Origin of the sequence: Pontibacter indicus, from assembly GCF_900156345.1 — a bacterium.
Lineage (GTDB): Bacteria > Bacteroidota > Bacteroidia > Cytophagales > Hymenobacteraceae > Pontibacter > Pontibacter indicus.
The window spans coordinates 1337579-1363522 of record NZ_FTPP01000002.1 but is presented as its reverse complement, the minus strand read 5'-3'; the positions used below and the strand labels follow the sequence as shown (position 1 = coordinate 1363522).

Below are 25944 nucleotides of genomic sequence, written 5' to 3'. Positions count from 1 at the left end.
TTGTGAATTGACGCGGTGGGAATCTTTAAGATTCGCCCGCGCGGATGTACCTATTCTTGTTTTCTTTTCTGTCTCAACAATCTCTCAAAGAACTTTCCGGAAGACGTTTTCTTCCGCTAGCGCCCCGGCGTTCCAAGGCGTGTGTGTTGCTTTTACTACCGTGCCGACCGTCCGTCGTTTTCGGTGTGCAAAGGTCGGAAATCTTTTCCAATCCGCAAGCAAAACACTCAATCTTTTTTTTCTTTTTCCTCTCCGCCCTGCCGGCCTCGAAGGTCGCCCCTTTCGGAGCGGGCTGCAAAGGTAAGCAGCTTTTTTAAACCTGCAATGCCTTGGCAAAACTTTTTTTTCTTTTCCTTTCCGGCCCTGTGTTAGCAGAACCGTTTGAAAAGCTTCCTCTCTGAAGCGGGCTGCAAAGGTAAGCAGAGTTTCTCAACCTGCAAACCCCTGGGCAAAAGTTTTTTTCACTAATCTTTCGGATCGCTTTAGCCTTCGCCTTCACCCTCCGTGGCCGCCTCCTGTTGAAGCGGGCTGCAAAGGTAAGAAGCTTTTTCGAAGCTGCAAGCCCCGGGCAAAAGTTTTTTTCAGCAATCTTTCTCGGTGTGTTCTCTTTCGATCCCTTTCCCGATGGCCGCCCTGCCGGCTGGCCGCTTTCCTTTCTCTTTCCCCGCCCCCTTTAGCGGGTTGGGAGTGCAAAGGTCCACAAAAAATCCGAATCCGCAAGCGCCCTGTGTTAGCTGCGGCCCCTGATCCAGCCAGGTTCCGCCTAACTGCCTCTCCAGCACGGCGAATACTTTTCAAAAATCTTTAGAGTTTTTACATTCATCTCGTGAATGCTTTGATCTGCCTGTCACATGAAGGGGCTGCTTGTGCGATTGCCCGTGGTATTCTCCATCATTACCCGGCTTTATTTCCGGCGGCTTAGGTATAACAGCTTCCTTATCCCCTGAAGTTCCCGCCACTTACCTTTTTTTAATTTCTTTTTATTGCTCTGGTATTTTATCCTAGATATCGACTTCCAAATACCCTCTTTTTTTGCAGCCCGAAAGCTTTATTATGCTTTTAAACGATCAAGGCCCTACTCCGAAAGAGTAAGGCCTTGTTTGTCTGTACCATTTGATCAAGCTATACGCTAGCTTTCTCTCTTCTTAGTGTACTCTTTCTGTCAGGACCTACTGATGCAATGGTAATAGGTACCTCCAGGTGCTTCTCTAGGAAAGTCATGTAGTTATTAAAAGCATCTGGCAATCCTTCTACAGTATCTATCTGATTCAAATCTACTTTCCAGCCTGGCAGTTCTTCGTAGATTGGCTCCATCGCCTCTGTATTCAAAACATGTGGCAATTGATCTGTCACTTCACCCGATGCCAGTTTGTAATGCGTGCATACCTTGATTGTATCGAACTCAGTCAATACATCAGCCTTCATCATATTAAGCTGCGTCACACCATTGAGCATGATAGAGTATTTCAGACTTGGGAGATCGACCCAGCCACAGCGGCGCGGACGGCCAGTAGTTGATCCAAACTCATTTCCTGCTTTCCTGATCTGGTCGCCCACTTCATCCAGTAGCTCTGTCGGGAAAGGACCACTACCTACTCTGGTGCAGTATGCTTTGAAGATACCATATACCTCACCGATATAGCGTGGCGCCACACCAAGGCCTGTGCAGGCACCTGCTACTAAGGTGGTGGAGGAAGTAACAAATGGATAGGTACCAAAGTCCACATCTAGTAAAGAGCCTTGTGCTCCTTCAGCCAGAATACGCTTGCCATTCTTCAGTGCCTCATTGATCATGTACTCGCTATCCACTAATTTGAGTGTGCGCAGATAAGCTACCGCTTCAAAGAAGTTCTGCTCTTGTTCTCCAAGATCTAAGGTCTGACCATAGAACTCCACTGTTTTACGGTGACGATCGACCAGCTTGTTATAGCGGGCCTGAAAATCATCCTCCAGAATATCGCCAACGCGAAGTCCCACTCTGCCGATCTTGTCCTGGTAGGTTGGACCAATGCCTTTTAAAGTAGAGCCGATCTTCCCGTCGCCCAGCGCTTCTTCCGAAACACGGTCGAGCACTTTGTGTGATGGCAGGATGAGCGAAGCTTTCTTTGAAATAAACAGGTTAAGGGATGCATCGACACCGCGATCCAGTAGTTTCTGCATTTCGGTGCGAAACACGATTGGGTCGAGCACAACGCCATTGCCAATTACGTTTTGAATATGCGGATGAAAAATACCGGATGGGATTTGGTGAAGTACGTGCTTGGTGCCTTCGAACTCGAGTGTGTGTCCTGCATTAGGGCCTCCCTGGAAACGGGCCACCATGTCATAGGTAGGAGCCAGTACGTCGACGATTTTGCCTTTGCCCTCGTCGCCCCACTGCAGACCTATTAATATGTCAACTGCCATTTATACGTTAGTAAATTGATTCCTTTAAGAATTGCGCTGCGAAGTTATCATTTTCTGCGATGGTAAAAATGGCATTGAGCTTCGTAACGATCAAAAGTTTGCGGATATGATCGGATGGTTTGATCAAAACCAACTCCCCTCCCCTGTTTCTGAACTTGGTGAGCAACGATACAAGCACACCCATTCCGCTGCTGTCCATAAAGCGGACATTCGAGAGGTCCACCGCGCACAACAGCACTTTGTTTTCCACCTGCTCTTCGGCCACATTCATCAGGTTCTGGGTATCCGGACCCGCAATCAGGTCTCCCTCCAGTCTGATAAACAGGACATCATCCTTTAGCTCTGTCTGATACTTCATGCTGTTGTTCAGTTGCTTTTTTGGTACGGCAATCGCCGCATACCCCATAAAGATTGAGGGAATGATGCAAGATATGAAAATTTAAAAGGTCCCCCACCATCGTTTGTATATTATGGATGCGCGGGTCGCAAAACTCCACCACCTTATGGCACTCCGTGCAGATCACGTGGTCGTGCTGTCGGTAGCCGTACGATTTCTCGTACTGTGCCAGGTTGCGGCCAAACTGGTGCTTGCTCACCAGGTCATTCTCCACCAGCAGGTCCAGGGTGTTGTACACGGTGGCCCGGCTCACACGGTAGTTCTTGTTTTTCATGCTGATGTAGAGCGATTCCACATCAAAGTGTCCGGAACGGGAGTAAATCTCTTCCAGAATGGCGTAGCGCTCCGGCGTCTTGCGAAGCCCTTTGCTTTCCAGGTATGCCGTGAAAATCTTCTTTACTTGCTCTATTCTATTCTGCAGGTCTGTTACCATGTCTTTTCACTCTTAATATATAATAGGTGTAAGCCCCTAGTCGAACCGTTCGACTGTGAGTACACCCGTCACCTTGCCCATGCGCTGGATCAGTTTATCCAGATGGCCGGTGTCATTAACAAAAACCATAATGTTCCCCTCAAAGATTCCATCATTCGAATCTATTGTGATCGAGCGCATGTTCACCCGGAGGCTGTTCGAAATGATGCGGGTCAGGTCGTTCACCAGGCCGACCCGGTCGGTTCCCTTGATGCGTATACCTGCCAGGAAGGCAAGTTCCTTCTGATCCGTCCACTTGGCTTTGATAATGCGGTTGCCGTAGTTCGACATCAGCTCTATACCTTTCTTGCAAGTAGTGCGGTGAATCTCGATGCCGTCTCCTTCTGACTCAAAACCAAACACCTCGTCGCCAGGTATAGGGTTGCAACACGTGGCTACCTTATAATTCATGTTCGAGGTATTCTCGCCGATCACCAGCATATCGGAAGTAACGCCCCGTATTTTCTGCACTTCCCGGTCAAAAGACTTGGGCTCAAGCATGGAGGCTCCCCATTCCGCCTGTGCGGAAAAAATCACCTCCTTGATGTTCTTGACATCGATGTGCCCGGTGGCGATGCGGTAGTGCAGGTCCTGTACTGTCGGCACGTTAAAGAAGGCCATCAGCTTATTCAAATTCCCCTGCGTTTCAGGTACCTTCAGGAAGGCCAGGCGGCGTTCCAGCATAGCCCTGCCCTGCTCAGATTTATTCTTGCGGTCTTCGCGCAGGTACTCTTTGATGCGGGAGCGTGCCTTGGAGGTCACCACATAGTCCAGCCACTCTTCGTTCGGTTTCTGTTTCTGTGATGTCAGAATCTCAACCTGGTCACCGTTGCGCAGTCGGAAGCTGAGCGGCACCAGTTTCTGGTTTACCTTAGCCCCCAGGCAGTGCAGGCCAATTTCTGAGTGAATCTCAAAGGCGAAGTCGAGGGCCGTGGCACGGTCCGGGAGTATGAGCAGTTCGCCTTTAGGCGTAAAGACAAAGACCTCCTCCACGAACAGGTTCTTGCGGAACTCGTCCATGAACTCCAGTGCGTTGGCTGTGTTGTTTTCCAGCATGTCGCGCACTTTGTTGATCCACATTTCCAGGCCGGACTCACCACCACTGCCATCACTCTTATACTTCCAGTGAGCGGCGTATCCACGCTCTGCGATCTCGTCCATGCGCTTGGTGCGAATCTGTACCTCCACCCATTGGCCAGACTTACTCATCACGGTGGTATGCAGCGACTCGTAGCCATTGGCCTTCGGCGTGTTCACCCAGTCGCGCAGGCGGTCCGGGTTTGGCTGGTAGAAGTCGGTTATAATGGAGTATACCTGCCAGCAGGCTGCTTTTTCGTGCTCGAGCGGCACGTCCAGTATAATGCGGATGGCAAACAGGTCGTAGATTTCCTCAAAGGTGATGTTCTGTTTCTTGATCTTCTTTAAGATGGAGTAAATCGACTTTGGTCTGCCTTTGATGTTGAATTTAAAGCCATGCCGGCGTAGCTCTTCCTCTATTGGAGAGATAAAGTCTTTGATGAACTTCCCTCTGGCGCTGCGGGTCTGCCGGATTTTGGTCGAGATGTCTTTATAAGTATCTGTATCGGTATACTTCAGGTATAGGTCCTCCAGTTCCGACTTGATGGCATAGAGCCCCAGGCGGTGCGCCAGCGGAGCATACAGGTACATGGTCTCGGATGCAATCTTAAGCTGCTTGTGACGCGGCATGCTGTCGAGCGTGCGCATGTTGTGCAGCCGATCGGCCAGCTTGATGAGGATCACCCGCACGTCGTCCGACAGGGTAAGCAGCATCTTGCGGAAGTTCTCGGCCTGCTGCGAAGTGCCATAATCGAATACGCCGGAGATCTTGGTGAGCCCTTCGATGATGCGGGCCACGCTCGTACCGAATTCACGCTCGATCTCCTCTACCTCCATGTCGGTGTCTTCCACCACGTCGTGCATCAGGGCCGCCACAATAGAGGTGGTCCCGAGCCCGATCTCTTCCACGGCAATCTGTGCCACAGCCAACGGATGCAGAATATATGGCTCTCCGGACTTTCGGCGCATGTCCCGGTGGGCCTCTAAGGATGTATTGAATGCCTTCTTGATAATTTTGGCATCGTTATCCTTTAGGAAGGGTTTGGCGTGCCTCAGTAATCTGCGGTAGTGTCTAAGGATCTCTTTGCGTTCTGCTTCTGGATCGATCATGTTCTTGCTAAAGCTAGGAAGTATAGGACGCTCAGGCCGGGCTGACCTGCAGCCATACTTATGTGCTACTGTCTATAGGTATAAGTGAGGTAGTGGCGTTTTAAGTTTCAAATATACACGAATATCCGCTTTCCTGCACACAATGCCATGCGAATCGTGCAATTTACTGAGGCTGAATACCTAAGCTCCTATCCGCTGCGCCGCGCAGGTATAAAAAGAAAAAATATTCGCTTTTTTTAAGACTCTCTCTTGCATTTAAACATAGCGTTCGTAAATTTGCACCATCATTACAAACAAGCACACATGCGGATGTGGCGAAATTGGTAGACGCACTAGACTTAGGATCTAGCGCTGCGAGGCATGGGGGTTCGAGTCCCTCCATCCGCACACAAACGAAACCCTCAACAGCCCATGTTGGGGGTTTGTTTTTACTAGATGTATCATCAATAAATTTTTGTAAGCCTTGAATATTACATTAAACCAAACCGACGGCACTAACGCGCAACTGAAGGTAGTTCTGGAAGAAGCAGACTATGCTCCTAAAGTTGACCAGCAAGTAAAAGAATTCAGCAAGAAAGCCCAGATCAAAGGCTTCAGACCTGGTAAAGTGCCTGCAGGACTCATCAAGAAGATGTATGGCAAGAGCATATTGGTAGAGGCGATAAACAAACTTCTTCAGGAGGAGATCTCGAAGTATATCAAGGACAACGATGTGAAACTGCTGGGCGAGCCGCTTCCGGAGCCAAGCCAGGAGAACATTGACTGGGATAACCAGAAAGACTTTGAATTTACGTATGCTGTTGGCCTGCTGCCAGACTTCAACCTTCCGCTGGATAAAAGCGTAGAGGGGTACACTGTAGAGCTGGACCAGACGACGGTGGACGAGGCTTACGAAAACCTGAAGCGCCAGTTCGGCAAAACGACTAACCCGGAAACTTCTGAAGAAGGTGACTTTATTTACGGTGACCTGAAGCAGGTGGAAGGCGAGTTCGAGTCTAAGACGCTTATCCCTACAAACCGTGTGGTAGAAGGCAAAGATCAGTTCATGGGCGTGAAAGCCGGTGACGTGATCCGCTTCGATATCCGTAAAGCATTTGGCGACGACAACAGCGCACTGGCCCACGTAACTGGCCTGAGCAAAGACGTAGTGGCTGACCTGAACGGTGAGTTTGAATTCACGGTAGAGAAAATCAACCGCACAGAACCAGCCGAGCTGAACCAGGAGCTGTTCGATAAGCTGTTTGGCAAGGACGAGGTGAAGACGGAAGAAGAGTTCGACGCCAAGATCCGTGAGACGATCAAGGAGAACTACGACCGCGAGGCAGACAACCTGCTGAGCCGCAACGTAATCGATACCCTGGTAGACAACGTGGACGTGGAGCTTCCTCAGGAGTTCTTCAAGCGCTGGCTGCAAGTGACCAACGAAGGCCGCTTGACTTCAGAGCAGATCGAAGAGAACTTCGACAAGTACCTGAAGGAGCTGAAGTGGTCGATGATCAAGAACAAGGTAGTTGAGGAAAACGAGCTGAAAGTTACCAACGAAGAGGTGGTAAGCAGCACGAAAGAGAAAATGTTGGCACAGTTCAACATGCCAGAAGTTCCGGAGGAACTGGTAGAAAGCATGAATAACTATGCTAACCAGTATCTGCAGCAGGACAATGGCCGTAACTACATTAATGAGTACGAGCAACTGCTGGCCGAGAAGGTGCTCGCTAAACTAAAAGAAAAGATGACTGTTGTAGAGAAGACCATCTCTACAGAGGACTTCAAAAACATGTCGTTCTAAGAACGCACTATAATATTTAACCTAAAAAGTCCTTTATTATTTAAAGGACTTTTTTATTTTTGACCAAACCGTAAATCTAAACAAGATGATGTTTAACAAAGACGAGTTCCGGAAATTTGCCGTAAAAGGCCAGGGCATGAGCGGCCTGGGCGTAGATCAATATATTAGCCATGTAGAAGGCCGTGCCATGCACACAATCGAAAGCATGACGCGTTCTGTAATTGAAGAACGTCCGACGAACTTCCGTGAGATCGACGTGTTCTCGCGCCTGATCATGGACCGTATCATTTTCCTGGGTACGCAGGTTGACGATTTTATTGCCAACATTATCACAGCCCAGCTGCTGTTCCTCGAGTCGGCTGACGCGAAGAAAGACATTCTGCTGTACATCAACAGCCCGGGTGGCTCGGTATACGCTGGTCTCGGCATTTACGACACCATGCAATATGTGAACCCGGATGTAGCGACGATCTGTACAGGTCTGGCTGCCTCTATGGGTGCGGTATTGCTGGCAGGCGGTGCCAAGAACAAGCGCTCTGCCCTACCACACGCCCGCATCATGATCCACCAGCCGATGGGCGGCGCGCAGGGCCAGGCTTCGGATATTGAGATCACAGCGCGTGAAATCCTGAAACTGAAGAAGGAGCTTTATGAAATTCTGGCCGAGCACTCTGGCAAGTCCTACCAGGAAGTATACGACAACTCTGATCGTGACTACTGGATGAAGGCCGAGGAAGCGAAGGAGTACGGTCTGATTGATGAAGTACTGCACCGCAAGAAGGACTAAGTAGATACTTGGTTCTGAAAAAATGGCAAGGCCTATACCTGCATGCAGGTATAGGCCTTGCCATTTTATTTAATAAGAAAGAATTGCACTATAAACGCACAATTCCTGAAAATTGAACTATACCTAAAAATTTATCAACACAGGTATGTGGATACTGAAAGTGCGTAAAATATTGGCTGTAAGCCTTTTAAACTAAGATACAGTAATAGTAATTTTTTAATTTATGGTTACTTTTTATAATCATATCAACATTTTAAAGATTAAAACACTACCTTAGTAAGGTTTCAATTTTGTACCTTTGCTTCTGAATTACACCCCCGAGGGCTAATAAGATCTTCTGAACAAACTTTTTTATGGCTGAAATTACCTGCTCATTTTGTGGCAAGAACAAAAAAGACGTATCTGTAATGATATCCGGTATCAACGCGCATATTTGCGACCGTTGCATCGGCCAGGCACAGCAGATCCTGAATGAGGAGAATAAGATACGCGCCAACAGCCGCACGCCGAAGTTCAACCTGATGAAGCCGAAGCAGATGAAGGAATACCTTGATCAGTTTGTGGTAGGCCAGGACGAAGCGAAGAAGGTCATGTCAGTAGCGGTGTACAACCACTACAAGCGCCTGATGCAGCGCAGCAACGAAGATGATGTGGTGATCGAGAAATCCAACATCATCATGGTAGGCGAGACGGGTACCGGTAAAACTTACCTGGCACGCATGATGGCCGGCATCCTGCAGGTACCTTTCTGTATAGCCGATGCGACGGTGCTGACGGAGGCTGGTTATGTAGGCGAAGACGTGGAAAGCATTCTGACCCGCCTGTTGCAGGCTGCCGACTATAACGTAGAGTCAGCGGAACGCGGCATTGTGTACATTGACGAGATTGACAAGATTGCCCGCAAGAGCGATAACCCTTCAATAACCCGCGACGTGAGTGGCGAAGGTGTGCAGCAGGCTTTGCTGAAACTGCTTGAGGGTACGGTCGTGAATGTGCCGCCACAAGGTGGCCGTAAGCATCCGGAGCAGAAGATGATTACCGTGAACACCGAGAACATTCTGTTCATCTGCGGTGGCGCCTTTGTAGGTATAGACCGTCTGATCAAAAACCGCCTGAACACGCGTCCGATCGGTTTCTCGAAGTCGAAGCAGGATGAAGCGGAAGAGAAAGAGAACTTCCTGAAATACCTGACCGCGCAGGACCTGAAAAACTTCGGTCTTATACCTGAGTTGATCGGTCGTCTACCTGTCTTGACACACCTGAACCCGCTTGACAAGGAAACACTTCGTCAGATCCTACTGGAGCCGAAGAACTCCATTGTGAAGCAGTACAAGCGCCTGTTCGAAATGGAGAACATCAGCCTCACCTTCGATGACGATGCGCTGGATTACATTGTGGAGAAAGCAGCAGAGTATAAGCTGGGGGCTCGTGGCTTGCGCTCTATCTGCGAAGGTATTATGACTGATGCCATGTTCGAGCTGCCATCTGAAGAGGGAGCCAAAGAACTGGTGATCACCGGAGAGTATGCCCGCGACAAATTTGACAAATCACCCCTGAAGCAGCTACGTGTTGCCTAAGGTATAGCAAAAATCAATAAAAGAGAGGGCTTCAGCTGTTTTCAGCTGAAGCCCTCTCTTTTTAGGTATACGCAAGGTATAGCTTATTTTAATTAGTCACTAACTCTATACCTTCTCTTTCAGGTAGCCGACCATGAGTTCGGCGGCTCGCTCGGCGGTACGGTGCTCCCCTATTCGCTGCCTCACGAGCGCATAACCCTCCATCTGCTTCTGCAACGCATACTTATCGAACAAGATGTTCTTCAGCTCAGCCACAATTTTCTTGGCCGTAAAGTCTTCCTGTATCAATTCTGTCACGACAGGCTTATCCGCAATCAGGTTGACGAGCGAGATATAAGGCACTTTTATCACACGCTTGCCGATGGCGTAAGAGATAGCGCTTGTCTTGTAGCACACCACCTGCGGCACGCCAAACAGCGCTGTCTCTAGTGTGGCCGTACCCGAAGTAACGAGCGCCGCTTTTGCATGTGAGAGCAGGTCGTAGGTCTGGTCATAAATGATTTTGATGTTCGGGTCTTTGTTATACTGCTCGTAGTACTCTTTCGAGAAGTCAGAGACGCCGGCCACGATAAACTGGTAGTCGCGGAAGGAAGGCAGCACGCTCAGCATCACCTCCAGCATGTTTTCGATCTCCTGCTTGCGACTGCCCGGCAGCAGGGCAATGATCGGCTTGTTGTTATGAATATGGTTCCGGCTTCTGAAATCAGGTGTTACCACATGATCATTCACTGAGTCCGCTACTGGATTGCCGATGTAATCTACTTTGTAGTCGAAGCGGCCGTAGAATGCCTCCTCAAAGGGCATGATCACGAACATGCGGTCCACCAGGCGCTTGATCTTATGCACGCGTCCCTGGTTCCAGGCCCAGATTTTAGGGGAGATGTAGTAAAATACTTTCAGCCCGTGCTCTTTCGCGAACTTGGCAATCCGCATGTTGAAGCCGGCATAGTCAACCAGGATGATCACATCCGGTTTGTAAGCCGTGATATCTTCCTTGCACTCACGCAGGAAGCCCAGTATCTTGAAAAAATTGGCGGCAGCCTCCGCAAAGCCCATAAAGGCCATTTCCTGGTAGTGCTTGACCAGGTGCATGCCGGCCTCCTGCATCATGTCGCCGCCCCAGCCCCTGATATCCGCTTCGGGATCTTGTTTCCGGAGCTGCTTAATAAGGTTAGAAGCGTGCAGATCGCCTGAGCGTTCGCCGGCTATAATGTAATATTTCATGTAATGTGTATGCGTTTGGGCCTGCCTGATAGAGCAGAAACGAAGAAAGCAACCGAACAGGTATAGCTAGATAGCTATGATTGCTTATTCGCCAAAATACTCCACGTAGTTGCGCGGAGTTTCATATAATTTGAGGCTGTGCAGCCTGGCCTGCGAAATCTCAGCTATTTTAGGCTCCAGAATCTTCCAGAACTCTACCACCAGGTTCTCGGTGCTGGCCAGCTTGTCTTCCATAAAGGCCACATCGAGGTTGAGGTTTTTATGGTCTACCTTCTCGATGATGTTCTTGCGGATGAGCGTGCTGAGTTTTTTGAGGTCAATCACGAAACCGGTGTCTGGGTCCGGCTTGCCTTTTACGGTCACGATCAGCTCATAATTGTGCCCATGCCAGTTGGTATTCGCACATGGTCCGAACACCTCCTTATTCTTCGCCAACGACCAGTTCGGGTTGTGCAGCTTGTGGGCTGCGTTAAAATGCTCTAATCTGCTTACGTAAATCATTTAACTGCTAAACTTATAATTCTTTCTGGACAGCAAATATACGAAGAAAGGAACACCAAAGAACGAAGTTATGATTCCAATTGGCAGACCGGCAGGCGGATATAAGATCCGGGACAACAGATCGCAGAGGAGCATGAACAGACCGCCCACAAAAGCGCAGAAAAGCAGGTTGCTCCTACCCGTCGCGCCCATCAGTCCGCGGGTCACGTGCGGGATGATCAGGCCCACAAAGCCGATGGGGCCAGAGGTGGCCACGGCAAAGCCTGTTACGATGGAAACAGTGCCCAGAATGGCCCAGCGGGTTTGCGCCACGTTCACGCCCAGTGCCTGTGCCCTATCGGCGCCGAGCAGCAGAATATTGAGCTGCTTCTGCAGGAAAGCAAAAAGCAGGAGCGCCAGAAGCAATGCCGTGGCAGGGTATGGCAGCAGCGACCAGCTGGCACGTTCAAAACTGCCCATCGACCAGAATATCACAGACTTGAGTTTACCCTCTGAATCCGACAGAAACGTGAGCAAGCCTACCATGGCTGTCACCAGCGAACTGATGGCTATACCTGCCAGCAGCAGTTGTGCAGGTATAAGCTGGCGCTTCCGGTAGCCGAGCGCTACAACAAAAAGTGTCACGATGAAAGCTCCCAACAGCGCAAAAACAGGCGGCATGTAAAAGCCCCCGATCGACACCTCAACAAACCCAAAGAACACAACCACCGCCCCCAGTGATGCGCCGGAAGCCGTCCCCAAAAGGTAAGGATCGGCCAGTCCGTTGTTGACCATGGCCTGCATCAGGTAACCGCAAAAAGCCAGCGAGGCCCCCACCACCAAAGCCAACAGAAGCCTCGGCAACCGGAGATGCGTGATAGCAAAATGCGTCGTATTATCGGGGTCGTAATGGAAGAAGGCATCCCAGATTGTAGGCAAGTCAACCTCAAAAGTACCTACCTGCAGGCCGAGCACTAGCGTTATGAGGATCAGCAGGATGGCCCCCGCAAAGTACAAGGCGCCTCTCATGGGTATAGGAAGCTTTCAAGTTCGCGAATCGACTCTACCACCCGGGGGCTAGGCCGCTCAATGAGGTTGCCGGTAGGCTGGTAGATGCGCTTGTTCTGGTAAGCGGCAATTTTGCGCAGTTCCGGGTACAGGCTGAAGAACTCCCGCTCCAGTCGCTCGATGCTTCCGCCTAAAAGTATATCCGGGTTCAGTTTCAGGATATACTCGCGGGTGAGGGCCGGGTAGGGCTGATCGAAAACTTCCTGCACGGCGTTTTGTGCACCGAGTATACGTAGCTGGTCTGTTAGGATGGTGTTCTGGCCGTACACATAGATTGGGTCGCTCCAGGTGATGGTCAGCACGCGCTGCTGCTTTGCCTGTCCGCTATACCTGCGCTCAATCTCCTGTACCTCTTGTCGCAGCGAATCGGCCAAGTAGTTTGCCTGTTGCTCGCGGTCCATGATGCAGCCAATGTCTTCTATACCTTGCAGAATATCTTCCACGCTGCGATACTTCTGATAATAGACAGGTATACCGAGTTCTTCCAGGCGGGCAGCCATATCGAGGGGCGTTATACCTTCCACCGTGAAAACCAGATCGGGCTTCAAAGCCAGCACCTGCTCAAAATCGACAGGGTAATTGTTGACGACTGGCTTGCTGTATACCCCAGCCGGGTAATCGCACTGTGGGGTGCGGCCTACGATGGTGGCTGTGTCGCATACGGCAAAAAGCATCTCGGTCATGGAAGAGGCGAAGGCCATTACCCGCTTCGGCTGTCCTTCCAGCTTAACCGTACGCCCCAAGCCGTCCTGCAGCACCAACGCTTGCCCTACCTGCTTTTCCTTCTCAGAGCCGCAAGACCAGCAAACGATCAGCAGGCATATCGCTAAAAACTTCTTCAGGTATGGATGCAAGGTATAGATCGTTTTCTGATTGAAGGACCAAAGGCCAGTTTGCGTCCTGGCTCCGTTTATTTTCGTAAATTTAGCGCAATATTACTTTACAGCCTATAAAACTGAAATATGATCGTTGTAACTGGTGCTGCCGGCTTTATTGCGAGTTGCCTTGTGAGCAGGCTCAATGCGGCTAATTTTAATGATATTGTGGTGGTGGACAATTTCTCTGTCTCCAAAAAAGAAGGAAACCTGAAAGGGAAAAAGATAAAGGAGTACGTAGACCGCGACGGTTTCTTTGAGTGGCTGGACGATAACTACGAAGAAGTGGAGTTCATTTTCCACCTGGGCGCCCGCACCGACACCACCGAGTTTAACAAGGATGTGTTCGACCTGCTCAACCTGAACTACTCCAAAAAGGTATGGAACGCCTGCTGCGAGTACCAGATCCCGCTGGTTTATGCTTCCTCTGCCGCTACTTACGGCTCCGGCACGCTTGGCTACGACGACGAGGAGGCTACTATACCTTTGCTGCAGCCCCTTAACCCCTACGGCGACTCCAAAAACGATTTCGACAAGTGGGCGCTGGAGCAAACGGCAAAGCCTTTCTTCTGGGCGGGCCTGAAGTTCTTCAACGTATACGGCCCGAACGAGTACCACAAAGGCCGCATGGCGTCGGTGATATTTCACGCCTACAACCAGATCAAAGAGAAAGGCAGCCTGACATTGTTCCGCTCCCATAACCTGGACTTTGCGGACGGCGAGCAGATGCGTGACTTCGTGTATGTGAAGGATGTGGTGGAGGTATGTATATTCCTGATGCAGCACCGTAAAAACTCCGGCATCTACAACCTCGGCTCCGGCAAGGCCCGCACCTTTATGGCACTGGCCCTGAACACCTTCGAAGCCATGGGTGTAACGCCCAACATCGACTTTGTAGACACCCCGGAGAGCATCCGCGACACGTATCAGTACTTCACGGAGGCCAACATGAGCAAACTGCGCTCGATCGGTTACGACCGCGAATTCTATACCTTGGAGGAAGGCGTGAAGGATTATGTGCAGAACTACCTGGTGGAAGGAAAGTATTATTAATGAGTAATGACTAGTGATTAATGTCGAACCGTTGATGTTTGGCAGGTATAGCAAGGCCCCGCTTACTCATCCTAAGCGGGGCCTTTTCTTTAAAATGGCAGGGCTATTTACTTCTTCTCTTCCTCTTTATAAGTCAGCAAATGTTCCGCTGATTTGCTAAACATGCCCGACTGGGTACCAATGTATACCTTGTTGCCAACCATCGCGATGGATGTGATCGCATGCCCCTCCAGACCAGTATTGTCCAGCTCCCTTATATTTAGTTTGTCTATACCTGGCTCCACATGGAAAATCTGGCTATTGTAACTGGCCAGCAATATTTCATCGCTGATGTCATGGTAGGAAAACCACTCTGCTGTGTTGCCAAGCTGAGCATCCAAAGACCAGCCATGCTCCGATTGGGACCGGAACAAACTATGATTCTGCTTTCTCCCATGCCTGGCCATAGTATAGAGTTCACCCTTATGCTCAAAGGAAGTAAAGGCCACCTGATCGGGCATCTGGAAATTTATATCTCCGTTTTCTGTAATCTTGTAGAAACCCCAGTCTGTACCCACGTAAAAATTGTTCTGGTGGGAGCGCATGTACCGTACATAACCTGCCTGCTCAACCGGGGTCAGAATACGGGTTTCTTCCAGCACGATCTTGTTGTCATCAAAATAGTTCGACTCAACCGCCATCTTAATCAACAGGTACCTTAGGCTGTGCCTCCCGGTTTGTTCATTGAGGTAGGTATAGGGTACCAAGGCCACATTATTCTCTGATATAGCAAAACTTGCGCTCGAGCGTGACAGCACTAAACGGAATTCCCTGAACTGTGGGTCAATTTCGGCTATATCAAGCAGAATCCCTGATCCGCTAGTTACAGGATTATTAACACTTTTGAAGTACAGAAAGCGACCATCAGTTCCGCCAAATATTCTGGAGCTCATGGGATGCTTGTGATTTGACACATTATTGAACGGGTGAACGTAATGCTTTACATCTTCCTGCCCCGCCTCCAGCGAGATGGTAGAGAAAAGGTCCATCCCCAGTACTTGTAACTTGTCATTTGCCGCGTATAGGTTGGCGATGTAACGCTGACTATACAGGAATTTATCATGCACTTCCCAGGCTACTACCGGGTCCACTTCTATTTCCTCCAGCTCTTTTTTACAGGAGGATAGCATTAGTGACAGGCATAATAAAGAGAAGAGGGCTTTGAAGGAGGAAATTTGTTTCATGAGATGAAGGTGGTGATTAGCAGTACGATACTTTAGCTAAAGATAGAGATTTCCCTATACAAAGACAAGAATGTACTCAACCACTACCGCTGATTACGCTAAAACAATACCGACACCTGCGTGCGGCCCGTGTGCACAGCTCCGACACTGTTGGCCTTTCTTCCATCGTAGTTGAGCGAAATATTAAGGCCATTGCTCAGGCGCTGCTGCACATTGAAGGACCAGGTCAGGTTGTTGCCGGGACGCAGGGCATTCAGAATCTCATACCCTACATAGGAATTCATGTCACCGGCAAACTCAATGTTCACCCACTTTACAAGGCCAGACACGGTGCGCTTGCTCACCTGGCTCAGCTTTGTTTCCAGGCCCAGTTCATGGAAAGTCGCCTCCTGCTCAGCATCGGCGGGCGAAAGCTTGTCTTCGCGCAGGGCCAGTTGGTAAGTGCCGGTAAAGCGCAGCTTGGCGTTGGGCTGGTAGGCAAGTTCCGGCGTCAGCTCCTGCGACACAATGCTGAAATTCTTCGAGCTCAGGAAATTGGAGCGGTTATCGCGCACGTTTTGGGCCAGACTGATTTTGGAGCTCAGCACTTCGTTCAGGTTCAGGCGAGCAATCAACTGATGATTCCCAACACTGCGTGTCTCGGTGCCATTGGCCAACAGCGATTTCTGCTGGTTTTGCTGCACAGTGTATTCCAGGCCGTATTTGGGATTGCTGCGGTTAAAGTAGAGCGTGTTGCGCAGCGATTTCACCAGCGAGATCAGAAACTCGTCTTCAAAATCCTCACTGAACGGGTTGAAGCGGTTCATCACCTCGTCATCTGTCGTCTTCTTATCGATGCTCACAAAGCTGAGGGCGGAGAACTTGGCCATGAAACCCTTGAAACCCTCCGCGCTGCGCCAACTGCGGGGCACATTGCTGTTGAGGCGGTAGGTGAATCGGTTGGTATAGGCGTTGATGTACTCGTCTGTCGGCAAAAAAACTTTGATGAAGCGGCGCTGGTCCACGGTCTGCGCCTCCAGGTAGTCGTTCAGGTCGTTGGGGTTGCCGCCTTCGCGGAGGTAGTGTGTGCCCTGCCCCGGCATGGTTTCCCGGAAAACAAAAATGCGCTTTAGTTCGCGGCCTGTGCCCACCGAATAACTCATCTCAGACCGGAAACTGCCATCCAGGAAAGAGGTATTCCAGTCGATGCGCGACTGCACAGTTTCTTCGTCCTGCCCTTGGGCAAGCTCCAAGTTGCGATAGGTTGCCTGCAGGGAAATGTCGCTGTCGCGGCCATACCTGCGCTGGAGCATGGCGTTGTACGTCTGCCCTACTTCCGGTGCTCCCATCTCGCCTTGGGCGGTCGGGCGCAGGTCGGTACGGTAGCTGTAGTCTACACGGAAGCGGGTTTTGGCGGTATCGGCACTCTCCACAAATAATACATGCTCATCGAAATACATGGCCGAGCCGGTCACGGAATCGGTGCCGAGGGCGGTGAGTTTGTTTTTGTCGAAGCTATACCTGTAGCCGGGTACCACTTTGCCGAGTCTATACCTGGCGCCCACATCGCCCCGGTACCATTCTGAGTCGCGGGTGGCCTGTTGGCTATGAAGCATAAAAAAGCTGTTGCGCAACTCCAGCTTGCCAAACGAGCGGTTCAGATCCAGCTGGTGCTGTGTGCCGTCTACCTGCTGGTGCCGGTAGCGACGGCTGATGCGGTAATTGACCAGGTTCTGCGGATCACGCGCCGCCCCTACCGAGAAGTGAAAGATATGGTCTTCGGCTTTCTGGTTCGGGTTGTCCAGACTCCAGTCGCGGTCGAACTCAATAGGACGGTAACGGTCGATGGGCTCAAAATTGACGTCGGTATACTCGTAGTTGAGTGTGCTGTTGAGGCGGTACTTGCCCAAAAATGAAAGCTGCCGGTCCTGTATGGCATAGCCCACCCGCAAAGCGGCCCCATTGTCGTCCTGCGCATCGAGGCGCGAGAAACGATTCAGGTCATTCTGCGAAGCGGCACCTTCCAGGAAGAAGTTCACGCCTTTCTGTAGTTCATAGTTACCACCCAGCGTAATCAGCTGTTTTTTGCGGGGTGTGGGCAGAATACGTACGGGCGCGTAGTTACCCTGCGGCACACCGTTGACAGGTGCCACCCAGCGGTATACCCTGCCATTGACAGCACTGCTGGTCGCCACGTAGTTGCCACGGTTGGCCCCCACTTCCGAAAACCGCACATTGAAAACCGCCGAGTCCGGGTTACTGGAGAACACATATACCTGCTGCGGCAAACCGTCCACGAGCGTGTCGCGCTGAGCGTACAGCACCTGCGCCGGATCAAAAGGTACCTGCGTCGCTCCCGGAACCAGGGCCAGGTCCAGGCTATCGCCTATACCTGCCAGCAAGCGTTTGTCTTCGTCGCGCAGGTCGAGGTGCAGCAGGTTGTTTGGGTTGTCGGACTCGCTGTAGTAGTTGGCGTATACCTGCACCTTCCCCATTTGCTGGTAATGGCTGGCGTGGTAAATGCTGCGGCTGTAGTTCAGGTCGGAGTACTCGAAGTCTACCCGGATGCGGGAATTCTTGGTGATGACGTGCCTAGTTGTGAAGGTAATCTCGGCTTGGTTGTAGTCGATCACATAGTCAAAGTCAAAGCCCCGGGTAAGCAGGCGCCCGTCCAGAAAAACCCGTTCCGAGTTGGCCAGCACAATGATGAAGCGCTCATTGTTTGGGCCACGCAGCCGGTAGGGTCCCTGCACGCCTTCCAGGGCCTCCACCGCCTGCGAGGCAAACTTCCCTTTAGACACCGAGGCGGCTACCGTAGTCGTACCCAGCTTTTCCGGCGACTTCCCGAAGGTGGTCTCAAAAGCACCGCCCTGCACGTTTTTGTAAAACTGCATGAAGTACGACGGCTTGCTGCGCAGCACCACATCGCCTGCCGACAATTGCCATTGCTTGTGCTTCAGGGTGATATACACCCGGTCAAACTCGTTCAGCTGCTGGGTATTGCCCTCCGGTTGGAAAGGGATGTTCTGGTCGGTGATGGCCGCAGTGATGTCGATGTCGTCGGTCAGCTTTCCGTCGAGCTGCAGGTTCAGGGCAGAGTTCACAAACACGTTTTGCGTATTGCCAAAGGAAATACCGCGTGAAATGCTTCCCGTCTTGTTCAGGCCAGGCGTTTTGAAGATCTCTTCCCGCTGGGCAAAGTCCTCTTTGTACAGTTCTTTCGGCGAACCGCTTCGATCCAGTTTCAGGATGTCGCGGCGGTAGGCAGGTTTGGCCAGACTCAGCGGCAGCGTTCTGTAGCACACCAGCACCGAATCAGGTATAGGCACCATTGTCCCGAGCGTATCGATGATCTGATAAGTGGGGGCCGGAAACTCCGTCAGCTTGAACTCGTGGGTATAGTAGTTGTACTCAAACTTGATCTGGTCTTTGCGGGGACCAACGAACGTAACGGTGCTGACATCGATGGTGAGCGTGTCGAGCTGCTGGGGGTAGTCGGTCAGGTATAGCCACTTGCAGTGCCGGTTATTAACGGGGGCCTGGGCCAGCGCAGACAGGCTCAGCAACAACAGCAGCACACCGGTAATCAGACACCGGATCATGGGCTGGCCAGCGGTAAGGCAATGTAAAATGTCGTCCCCTCTCCCTCTTCTGTCACAAACCAGATGCGACCTCCCGCGTTTTCAATTCCTTTTTTGGCAACAGCCAGTCCTATACCTGAGCCCGTGTACTTGGTGCTGAAGTTAGGTATAAACACTTTGTGCTGGATCTCGGCAGGTATACCGCTTCCATTATCCGCAATCGACACAAGCGCCTCGCTACTCCCGTTCACTTTCAGCTCTATCCTGATCAGGGGTTTCCGTTCAGCGGGCACTGCCTGTATGGCGTTCAGCAGCAGGTTGTTGAAGGTACGAACGAGCAGCGCCTCATCGGCCATCACCATGACTGGTTCCTCCGGTATACGCAGCTTCGTTCTCACAGAAGCCGGATTGGTATGCAGGTCAACCGCCTTGTGCAGGGCAGCCCCCAGGTCCATCAGTTCAGCCTTTGGCTCCGGCATGGAGGTAAAATTCGAAAATGAGGTGGCAATATCGCTCAGGATGTTGATCTGCGTAATCAGCGTATGCGATATCTTGTTGATCATCTGCTCGGTGTTCGGGTTCTTTTCCGCAATGGCCTTCTGGAGGTACTGCAGCGAAAGCTTCATCGGGGTGAGCGGGTTTTTGATCTCATGCGCCACCTGCCTCGCCATCTCCCGCCAGGCAGCTTCCTTCTCGCGCATAGCCAGCTCCACTTTGTTCTGCTCCAGCGTCAGCAACATGCGGTTATACTCATTCACCAGCATCCCGATCTCATCAGCCCCTTCATAGGCCAGCATCTCGTTTTTACCCGTCAACGAGGTACGCTTGAGCTTGTCGGCCAGCATACGCAGCGGCACGGTCAGCGCCCTGGAGGCAAAGAAGGTCAGGATGATGAACACGATGAACATCACCGTGAAGATATTCATGGTGGTCGTGATCAGCTCGATCAGCTTCAGGTCCAGTTGCCGTTCGGAGTCGAAGAAAGGTATACCGATAAAGCCGATCAGTTTTTCGGGGTCGTTGTCGGGGCGCAGAGGCAGGTATAGTGCATTGAAATTCAGGTTGCCGGCATGCTCATCGAGCAGCACGCGGAGGGCCTGCCGCTCCGAAATGGCAGCGAACGCATTCGGGTTAATCAGTTTGGAAAGCAGCCCCGATTCGAAAATCAGCGGCTGACTCGTTACCATCAGACGCCCGTTGCGGTCGTATAGGCTGACATCGGCCTCCGACAAGGCCGCAATAGAAGCAACACGCCGCAGCAGGCGGTTGCGGTCCGGCATCACTTCCAGCGTAGTCGGCCTACTCAAATGGTCCTGTATAGCCTCACCCTTTTTTTCGTAAGACGACAGCAAGTCTTTCTTATAGGAGCCGGTCACCAAACTAGCCGTCACGATACTCACCAGCATCAGGGGCAACAGGATGCCAAAATTCAGGAAAAGCTGAATCTTGGTGCTGAAGTTCGGCTGAAAATCCCGCAGCCGTTCCCGATTCAGCAACACATAGAGCAGGGCCACCACAATCAGGCAGCCAGTGAAGAACAGAAACAGAAACGAAAAATTGGAGAGTACTTCACGGGCACCGTACTTATTCGTCGTGATGATCACGGTCGGGCCGGAGTCGGTTTTTACACCCAGGTGGTGGAAACCCTCCTCAGTCGAACCTTGCCGGTATAGCTCACTTTTCCCCAGCTCGCTGCGGTCGAAGTTGGTCGCGTAGTCAAACTCTCCTTCGCTATAGGTTAACCTTCCTTTCTCGTAGATTCCGTAGCTCAGGATATCTGCCTGAAATGGCTGCTGGTGTTGCTGCCCGGCCAATAATTCCGGAACCAAGCTGTTTGGGAGAAGTTCTTTTAGACTCAACTGCAGCACAATGGTACCGTACAGCTGCGTGCCCAGTGGCACTTCGATCAGCTTTAAGTAAAAGCGGGTGTGCGGTCGTGCCGGGTCGTTTACCAGGTATAGGTTGTCGTACTCCGTCTTGTTGTGGGCCGTGGCGTACTTCTTCCGCAGTTCGTCTAAGGTGGCTGCCGTGGTGTCGGCACTCTCCAGCGTGCGCCCCTGGCTGTCGAACAAAAGGATGTTGGCTTCGTACTTGTCGAAATAATCCGGCAGAAACTGACGCGATATTTTCCGTTTGATGAAGAAAGCATCCACGTACGGACCTTTCATTTTTGTCTGGATCAGCACATCTTCCGATACCCGCACCGCTACGTCTTCTTCCAGCAAGTACTCCGCCAGCACGTCGTTGCCTTGCATCAGGTCAAACGCAAACTTCTGTTTATAAGCCAGGAGCTCACTCTGAAAATGCGTGTAAAGTGATGCCGCCCCCGTCAGGCTACTCACCGCGATGATCAGAAATAGAAAAAGATAGGTACGGTAAGGCAAGCTGATCGCCTGTCGATGCTGCGCTGCCAATAGCACGATTGCCCAGAAGACAGTGCCGATCAACAGCACCGGTATCCAGCGCATATCAAACACCAACGCCAGCACTGTCAGCACAACCGCTATACCTAGTAGCAGCTGGTAAGGCCACCATTCACTCAGCCGGCGCAACAGCACATTGGCTACCGAAGCCAGCTTATAAGCAAAGAGACTCAACGCCACAGTATGCAGAAACATCAGGGTGTACATGACCAGCTTGTACCGCTCCATCTCAATAGACTGGTTGATGTCGAGGGCTAGCGGCGAGTTGTGGTAGATGCCATAGTAGAAGCGGAACAAAACAGCCAGCAGCACAAAGAATACCAGCATCGTAATGCCAAGTGCCACTTTGCTCTTCTTCGGCGGGTAGGCTTTAAAAGTGTTTAAAACTTCGTTTTTGTGGAAAAGATACGACGCAGCCCAGGCCACTGTCACGAGCAGCAGCACATTGAGCGCCAGATCCCCAACCGAAGGCGACCAAAAAGAAGCGGCGTAAAGGCGCGGATCGAACAGCTCCGTCTCCACGATCAGAAACGGCAGGTTGAGAAAAAGGAGCGCCAACCGAAAACCTACCAGCAGTACCAGCAATAGCACAATGCCCGCCGTATAGCGCTGCCGTCTTAAGAAATACCTGCTCCACGAAATGCTGAACCACACAAAAAAGATGGTCCCCAGAATAAGCAGCACAAGCTGTATTTGGTCGAAACCAACATCCGCTCTCCCGGACCCGTAGTCGACCGCAAACAGAAACTCTCCCTCACTGGTTTTCACTTGTGGCAATTGTCCGGGATTTTCGAGCACCAGCCGCACATCCGCCTTCCCGAAAATGCTCTTTTGCAAACCTGAAGAGAGGAAATCCTTCGTAGTCCCGTAGTCTATCTGAAGCGGGATGTAGGTATAGATCCGATACTCGGAGACCTGATGGGGCATGACCACAAACGTGCCGTAACTGTTCCGGATGGTAGAGATGGAATGAGATGTTGGGGGCAAATCCAGGTCAGGTATAACCGTATGGTCGGACCAGTACACTAGGCGACCATTCTTGTATACAAAAGTGGGGTAGTGCGTTTTGGAGAGAAGCTTCGTAAAGCTAATCCGGTCTTTCTGTAGTTGATCTCCCAACTGCACTGCTTCCTGGTGTGCATCCGATAGCAGTGCCTGCACACGTTGCGAGATGTGCTGCTGTGTCTTTTCCCTATCCGCCTGAAGCCAAGCCACCGGAACCCTATAATGCAAAAAAGCTGTCGCCATAAAACACAGCACAGCTAGGGCAAATAGGATGAAGGGTGCAAATTTCCGGTTCAAGACATTAGGGATTATCCACGAATTTAAGCAATTCGTGTTATAAGAGCATGACTGATAAGCGGCTAAAATGAAAGCAACAGCCCCTGATCATGTAAAATTCCGATTTGGAAAGGAATTCCGTACGAAAATGGATCAAAATTCAGTCCAGAAATCAAATATTTGGTAAAAGTAGAACCATGGTATAGAAGGCTGGATGGTCTTTAAAAAAAGACTAGCCGATATCCTATGCCTGACAGCTTCGAATTAGAGATACTATACTGTTGGCGCAATTCCCGTCCTTATACTTTATTTGCCCTATCATTAGCTCCGAATCAGGACTAAAAACAAAACCACATGCAGGCAACGCGGCATGTGGTTTTGTGTGATTGATATAGTAGAACGTAAAGTCGAATCGTAGTCTAGCGCAATATGACTAGAACATAATTAGGCTACTTTAGCTTTTTTCATTTTGTTGCTCTTGTACCAAAGGAAACCAACAGTTCCTATCAGCACATAGGGGATCAGCATCAGGTATAGGATTCCTGTGTTCAGCCCTGCTCCTACCTGCGAGTCAGAGTCCGTCTTACCGGTCCCTACGTTCGACTCCACCGTGGCGCGGCACATGGCGCACTGGCTATAGGCCTCAGTTGACACCAGACTAAGCGTAAGCATCAGCAGGCCCGAAAAGAATATTTTGAATAATTGGCGCTTCATAATCATAAGATAAGAAGTAAGTGATACTACATTAAGTATAATACGGAGAAATCATGATGTAGACCAGCACACCCGTTACGGCTACATAAAGCCAGATCGGGAAGGTCCATCTTGATATACGACGGTGGCGGGTAAACTGCTCGGACAAAGCAAAGTACACTGACAGGAGCACCAACGGAACGATCACCACGGCCAGCACAATGTGCGTAAGCAGAATAAAGTAGTAGAAGAGTTTCAAATAGCCGTCGCCGCCATAGATGGTGCGCTCACCCAGAAAATGGTACGTGACATACGACACCAAAAAAATGGCCGACAAGCCGAATGCTGAGGCCATGGCTGTGCGATGCACTTTTATGTTGCCTTTTCGGATGTTGTAATAGCCAACAACCAAAAGGCAGGCAGTCATGGAGTTCAGTATAGCATGTAAGGTCGGCAGAAAGGAAACATCTACGGCATTGGAGCCCTCTTTCGGCATGAAGAAGAGCATCGCCACCACCACAGGTATAGTAATAGACAGGATGGCAATTACTACTAAAAATTTCTTGTCGTTGCCTGCAGCAGGACTATTTTGATTTGCTGTATTCATCTAAAAGAACTTTAATTTCCAGAATCAGGCGATCCACATCCTCCTTGTCGGTACCATCATAAATACCTCTCACATACCTGTTCTTATCCACGAGCATGAATTTTTCACTGTGAATAAAATCCTGCTGACCTTCTACTTTCATCACCGGCAGGTAGAAACCCTTCTGTGCCAGATCATAAATTTTATCACGATCACCGGTCAGGAAATACCATTTCGTAGGGTCGGCATTGTAGCGTTCTCCATACTCACGTAATACTTCAGGAGTGTCATGTTCCGGATTGACTGTAAAGGAAACTATCTTTACCTGCTCTTCATCCAGAAAGGCTTCCTGCACCCGCACCATTTGCGAGGACATTTGCTTGCAGATGTCAGGACAAGTGGCGAAGAAAAAATCAGCGACATAGATGTTGCCATCGAGTTCATTCTGCGAGACCTTTTGACCTTGCTGAGAAATCAATTCAAATGCTGGAACCTGATTGAAAAGGGTGTCTCCCTCCGCATTGCGGACAACCTCGCCTGTGGCGGTTACCTGAGGAAAATATTTACGGAGCGTGAAATGGTGTTCACCGAAACTTCCGATAAATATAAAAATAAGAAGAGGCACTAATAGTAGGATCCCTAATATTAGTGCCTTTGTGTTACTCATATTCAGTATACTTAGTTAAAGTAATTTCTTATCGAATCGAAGTAATAGCTTCCTTCCGAAATCAGCGCTACCATTAGCCACATTACCAGGGCCATTGGTAAGATAATCGACCAGATCAAAGCTTTCGTCTCGTGCTTCAAGTGCATGAACTCGGCCACAATGTAGAATGCCTTGAACACCGTCAGGATGATGAAGATGGCATTACGGAGTGTGCCGGCATCCATGGTGAAAGCGAACAAGAACTCGACTGCTGTTAGTGCTACCAGAATAAAGAACGTCTTCCAGATAACTTTAGTCTGTGCCTTAGGTATTTCACCAGTCTGCTGAAATTCGTTTGAATGATCAGAATGAGCTGCCATAGTATGCTTTATTTTTATAAGGCAGTATCCGGTTTTCCACGGATACTGCTGCTGTTTAACGTTTGACTTATTAATTAGATCAGGTAGAAGAAAGTAAATACGAATACCCATACCAGGTCTACAAAGTGCCAGTACAGACCAATTTTCTCCACCATCTCGTAGTGACCGCGTTTGTGGTACACGCCATTCACTGTGCTGATAAAGGCGATTACCAGGAGTATCCAACCTACCGTTACGTGGAAGCCGTGGAAGCCAGTGATAAAGAAGAAGAGGTTAGCAAACAAAGGCGGACCATATTGGTTCATGGTCATGTTAGCCCCGAAAATGCGCGTACCGTCGGCAAGCAGCATACCTTCTTCAGTTCCTACAATAAAGTGCGTCCACTCCCAAGCCTGGCAGCCCAGGAAGGTACCACCGAACAGGATTGTCCACAGCAACCACTTCTGAACATCATTTTTATCCATGCGGTGACCGGCTTCTACTGCCAACACCATTGTCACGGAGCTCAAAATGAGGATCATGGTCATTAATGCCACGAAAGCCAGGGGAAGGTCTACACCGTGGAAACCAGGGAAAGCGTTGAACACCTTCTCGGGTATAGGCCACCATTCCGTAGAAAACTGAAATTCTTCCGGACTACCGGTGTAAGGCAGGTGACTGTGACGCGACAGACCATAAACGATCAGGAAGGCAGCAAAGGTAAAGGCATCGGACAGCAGGAAAAACCACATCATGAGTTTTCCATAGCTCGCTTTTAGTGGCTCGTTACCACCATCCCATGTACCTGTTTTAGGTTCTTCCAGCGTAGTTGATGTAGACATAGTTTAGTATTGAAAAAAA

General features: G+C 50.3%; 20 protein-coding genes and 1 tRNA gene. 5 read left to right on the top strand and 16 right to left on the bottom strand.

The window, feature by feature from the left end; all coding sequences use genetic code 11:
• Positions 1-1122 precede the first annotated feature (1122 nt).
• Genes B0B12_RS14765 through B0B12_RS14750 form a run of 4 tightly spaced genes read right to left on the bottom strand, consistent with a single transcriptional unit; the run spans position 1123 to position 5462 of the window.
• Entirely contained in the window at positions 1123-2406 is a 1284-nt protein-coding gene (locus B0B12_RS14765) for an adenylosuccinate synthase (protein ID WP_076670139.1), read from the bottom strand.
• A 7-nt stretch (positions 2407-2413) separates the two neighbouring features.
• The gene (locus B0B12_RS14760; RefSeq protein WP_076670137.1) at positions 2414-2764 is read right to left on the bottom strand and encodes an STAS domain-containing protein; all 351 of its coding nucleotides are present in this window, start codon (positions 2762-2764) and stop codon (positions 2414-2416) included.
• A complete protein-coding gene (locus B0B12_RS14755) occupies positions 2736-3236 on the bottom strand; it encodes a Fur family transcriptional regulator (protein WP_076670135.1) in 501 nt (166 codons plus the stop codon). The genes B0B12_RS14760 and B0B12_RS14755 overlap by 29 nt, the downstream gene beginning before the upstream one ends.
• Positions 3237-3272: 36 nt before the next feature.
• Positions 3273-5462, bottom strand: a complete 2190-nt coding sequence (locus B0B12_RS14750) for a RelA/SpoT family protein (RefSeq protein ID WP_076670133.1) — start codon at positions 5460-5462, stop codon at positions 3273-3275.
• A 305-nt stretch (positions 5463-5767) separates the two neighbouring features.
• Here B0B12_RS14750 and B0B12_RS14745 point away from each other — a divergent pair.
• The 4 genes from B0B12_RS14745 (at position 5768) to clpX (ending at position 9612) form a co-directional block, all read left to right on the top strand.
• A tRNA-Leu gene (locus tag B0B12_RS14745) sits at positions 5768-5849 on the top strand.
• Positions 5850-5925: 76 nt separating this feature from the next.
• Positions 5926-7248, top strand: coding sequence for a trigger factor (gene tig, locus B0B12_RS14740; RefSeq protein WP_076670130.1), 1323 nt, complete (start codon positions 5926-5928; stop codon positions 7246-7248).
• 88 nt (positions 7249-7336) lie between these two features.
• Complete coding sequence (locus B0B12_RS14735) at positions 7337-8035, top strand: ClpP family protease (RefSeq protein WP_170871878.1); 699 nt, start codon at positions 7337-7339, stop codon at positions 8033-8035.
• Positions 8036-8388: 353 nt separating this feature from the next.
• Positions 8389-9612 carry an ATP-dependent Clp protease ATP-binding subunit ClpX gene (gene clpX / locus B0B12_RS14730; protein WP_076670126.1) on the top strand — a complete coding sequence of 408 codons (1224 nt, stop codon included), beginning with the start codon at positions 8389-8391 and terminating at the stop codon, positions 9610-9612.
• A gap of 105 nt (positions 9613-9717) precedes the next feature.
• Here the strand turns inward: clpX and lpxB are convergent, their stop codons facing one another.
• From lpxB to B0B12_RS14710, 4 genes are all read right to left on the bottom strand, one after another.
• Positions 9718-10836, bottom strand: coding sequence for a lipid-A-disaccharide synthase (lpxB, locus tag B0B12_RS14725; protein ID WP_076670124.1), 1119 nt, complete (start codon positions 10834-10836; stop codon positions 9718-9720).
• An 84-nt stretch (positions 10837-10920) separates the two neighbouring features.
• Positions 10921-11337, bottom strand: a complete 417-nt coding sequence (locus tag B0B12_RS14720) for a 6-pyruvoyl trahydropterin synthase family protein (protein WP_076670122.1) — start codon at positions 11335-11337, stop codon at positions 10921-10923.
• Positions 11338-12345: a FecCD family ABC transporter permease gene (locus tag B0B12_RS14715; RefSeq protein WP_076670120.1), complete on the bottom strand. Its 1008-nt coding sequence runs from the start codon at positions 12343-12345 to the stop codon at positions 11338-11340.
• Positions 12342-13238: an ABC transporter substrate-binding protein gene (locus tag B0B12_RS14710; protein ID WP_076670118.1), complete on the bottom strand. Its 897-nt coding sequence runs from the start codon at positions 13236-13238 to the stop codon at positions 12342-12344. The genes B0B12_RS14715 and B0B12_RS14710 overlap by 4 nt, the downstream gene beginning before the upstream one ends.
• A 108-nt stretch (positions 13239-13346) precedes the next feature.
• On the opposite strand from B0B12_RS14710, the gene rfaD reads away from it, so the two are divergent.
• On the top strand, positions 13347-14312 hold the full coding sequence (gene rfaD / locus B0B12_RS14705; protein WP_076670116.1) for an ADP-glyceromanno-heptose 6-epimerase: 966 nt from the start codon (positions 13347-13349) through the stop codon (positions 14310-14312).
• A 107-nt stretch (positions 14313-14419) separates the two neighbouring features.
• On the opposite strand, the gene B0B12_RS14700 is transcribed toward rfaD, so the two are convergent.
• The 8 genes from B0B12_RS14700 to B0B12_RS14665 all read right to left on the bottom strand — a co-directional run bounded on the left by B0B12_RS14700 (position 14420) and on the right by B0B12_RS14665 (position 25925).
• The gene (locus B0B12_RS14700; RefSeq protein ID WP_076670113.1) at positions 14420-15535 is read right to left on the bottom strand and encodes a hypothetical protein; all 1116 of its coding nucleotides are present in this window, start codon (positions 15533-15535) and stop codon (positions 14420-14422) included.
• 98 nt (positions 15536-15633) lie between these two features.
• Positions 15634-19116, bottom strand: a complete 3483-nt coding sequence (locus B0B12_RS14695) for a hypothetical protein (protein ID WP_076670112.1) — start codon at positions 19114-19116, stop codon at positions 15634-15636.
• The gene (locus B0B12_RS14690) at positions 19113-22733 is read right to left on the bottom strand and encodes a sensor histidine kinase (RefSeq protein WP_244554720.1); all 3621 of its coding nucleotides are present in this window, start codon (positions 22731-22733) and stop codon (positions 19113-19115) included. Before B0B12_RS14690 ends, B0B12_RS14695 begins: the two co-directional genes overlap by 4 nt.
• Before the next feature lie 510 nt (positions 22734-23243).
• Complete coding sequence (locus tag B0B12_RS14685; RefSeq protein WP_425298500.1) at positions 23244-23513, bottom strand: hypothetical protein; 270 nt, start codon at positions 23511-23513, stop codon at positions 23244-23246.
• A 31-nt stretch (positions 23514-23544) separates the two neighbouring features.
• On the bottom strand, positions 23545-24099 hold the full coding sequence (locus tag B0B12_RS14680) for a DUF420 domain-containing protein (RefSeq protein ID WP_076670107.1): 555 nt from the start codon (positions 24097-24099) through the stop codon (positions 23545-23547).
• A complete protein-coding gene (locus tag B0B12_RS14675; RefSeq protein ID WP_076670105.1) occupies positions 24077-24745 on the bottom strand; it encodes an SCO family protein in 669 nt (222 codons plus the stop codon). The genes B0B12_RS14680 and B0B12_RS14675 overlap by 23 nt, the downstream gene beginning before the upstream one ends.
• An 11-nt stretch (positions 24746-24756) precedes the next feature.
• On the bottom strand, positions 24757-25104 hold the full coding sequence (locus B0B12_RS14670; protein ID WP_076670103.1) for a cytochrome C oxidase subunit IV family protein: 348 nt from the start codon (positions 25102-25104) through the stop codon (positions 24757-24759).
• A 74-nt stretch (positions 25105-25178) separates the two neighbouring features.
• A complete protein-coding gene (locus tag B0B12_RS14665) occupies positions 25179-25925 on the bottom strand; it encodes a cytochrome c oxidase subunit 3 (RefSeq protein ID WP_076670100.1) in 747 nt (248 codons plus the stop codon).
• Positions 25926-25944 lie beyond the last annotated feature (19 nt).

Coding starts and splice junctions, on each gene's coding strand:
- B0B12_RS14765 (WP_076670139.1), bottom strand. CDS start 2,406: ATGGCAGTTGACATATTAATAGGTCTGCAGTGGGGCGACGAGGGCAAA.
- B0B12_RS14760 (WP_076670137.1), bottom strand. CDS start 2,764: ATGAAGTATCAGACAGAGCTAAAGGATGATGTCCTGTTTATCAGACTG.
- B0B12_RS14755 (WP_076670135.1), bottom strand. CDS start 3,236: ATGGTAACAGACCTGCAGAATAGAATAGAGCAAGTAAAGAAGATTTTC.
- B0B12_RS14750 (WP_076670133.1), bottom strand. CDS start 5,462: ATGATCGATCCAGAAGCAGAACGCAAAGAGATCCTTAGACACTACCGC.
- B0B12_RS14735 (WP_170871878.1), top strand. CDS start 7,337: ATGTTTAACAAAGACGAGTTCCGGAAATTTGCCGTAAAAGGCCAGGGC.
- clpX (WP_076670126.1), top strand. CDS start 8,389: ATGGCTGAAATTACCTGCTCATTTTGTGGCAAGAACAAAAAAGACGTA.
- lpxB (WP_076670124.1), bottom strand. CDS start 10,836: ATGAAATATTACATTATAGCCGGCGAACGCTCAGGCGATCTGCACGCT.
- B0B12_RS14720 (WP_076670122.1), bottom strand. CDS start 11,337: ATGATTTACGTAAGCAGATTAGAGCATTTTAACGCAGCCCACAAGCTG.
- B0B12_RS14715 (WP_076670120.1), bottom strand. CDS start 12,345: ATGAGAGGCGCCTTGTACTTTGCGGGGGCCATCCTGCTGATCCTCATA.
- rfaD (WP_076670116.1), top strand. CDS start 13,347: ATGATCGTTGTAACTGGTGCTGCCGGCTTTATTGCGAGTTGCCTTGTG.
- B0B12_RS14700 (WP_076670113.1), bottom strand. CDS start 15,535: ATGAAACAAATTTCCTCCTTCAAAGCCCTCTTCTCTTTATTATGCCTG.
- B0B12_RS14695 (WP_076670112.1), bottom strand. CDS start 19,116: ATGATCCGGTGTCTGATTACCGGTGTGCTGCTGTTGTTGCTGAGCCTG.
- B0B12_RS14685 (WP_425298500.1), bottom strand. CDS start 23,513: ATGAAGCGCCAATTATTCAAAATATTCTTTTCGGGCCTGCTGATGCTT.
- B0B12_RS14680 (WP_076670107.1), bottom strand. CDS start 24,099: ATGAATACAGCAAATCAAAATAGTCCTGCTGCAGGCAACGACAAGAAA.
- B0B12_RS14675 (WP_076670105.1), bottom strand. CDS start 24,745: ATGAGTAACACAAAGGCACTAATATTAGGGATCCTACTATTAGTGCCT.
- B0B12_RS14670 (WP_076670103.1), bottom strand. CDS start 25,104: ATGGCAGCTCATTCTGATCATTCAAACGAATTTCAGCAGACTGGTGAA.
- B0B12_RS14665 (WP_076670100.1), bottom strand. CDS start 25,925: ATGTCTACATCAACTACGCTGGAAGAACCTAAAACAGGTACATGGGAT.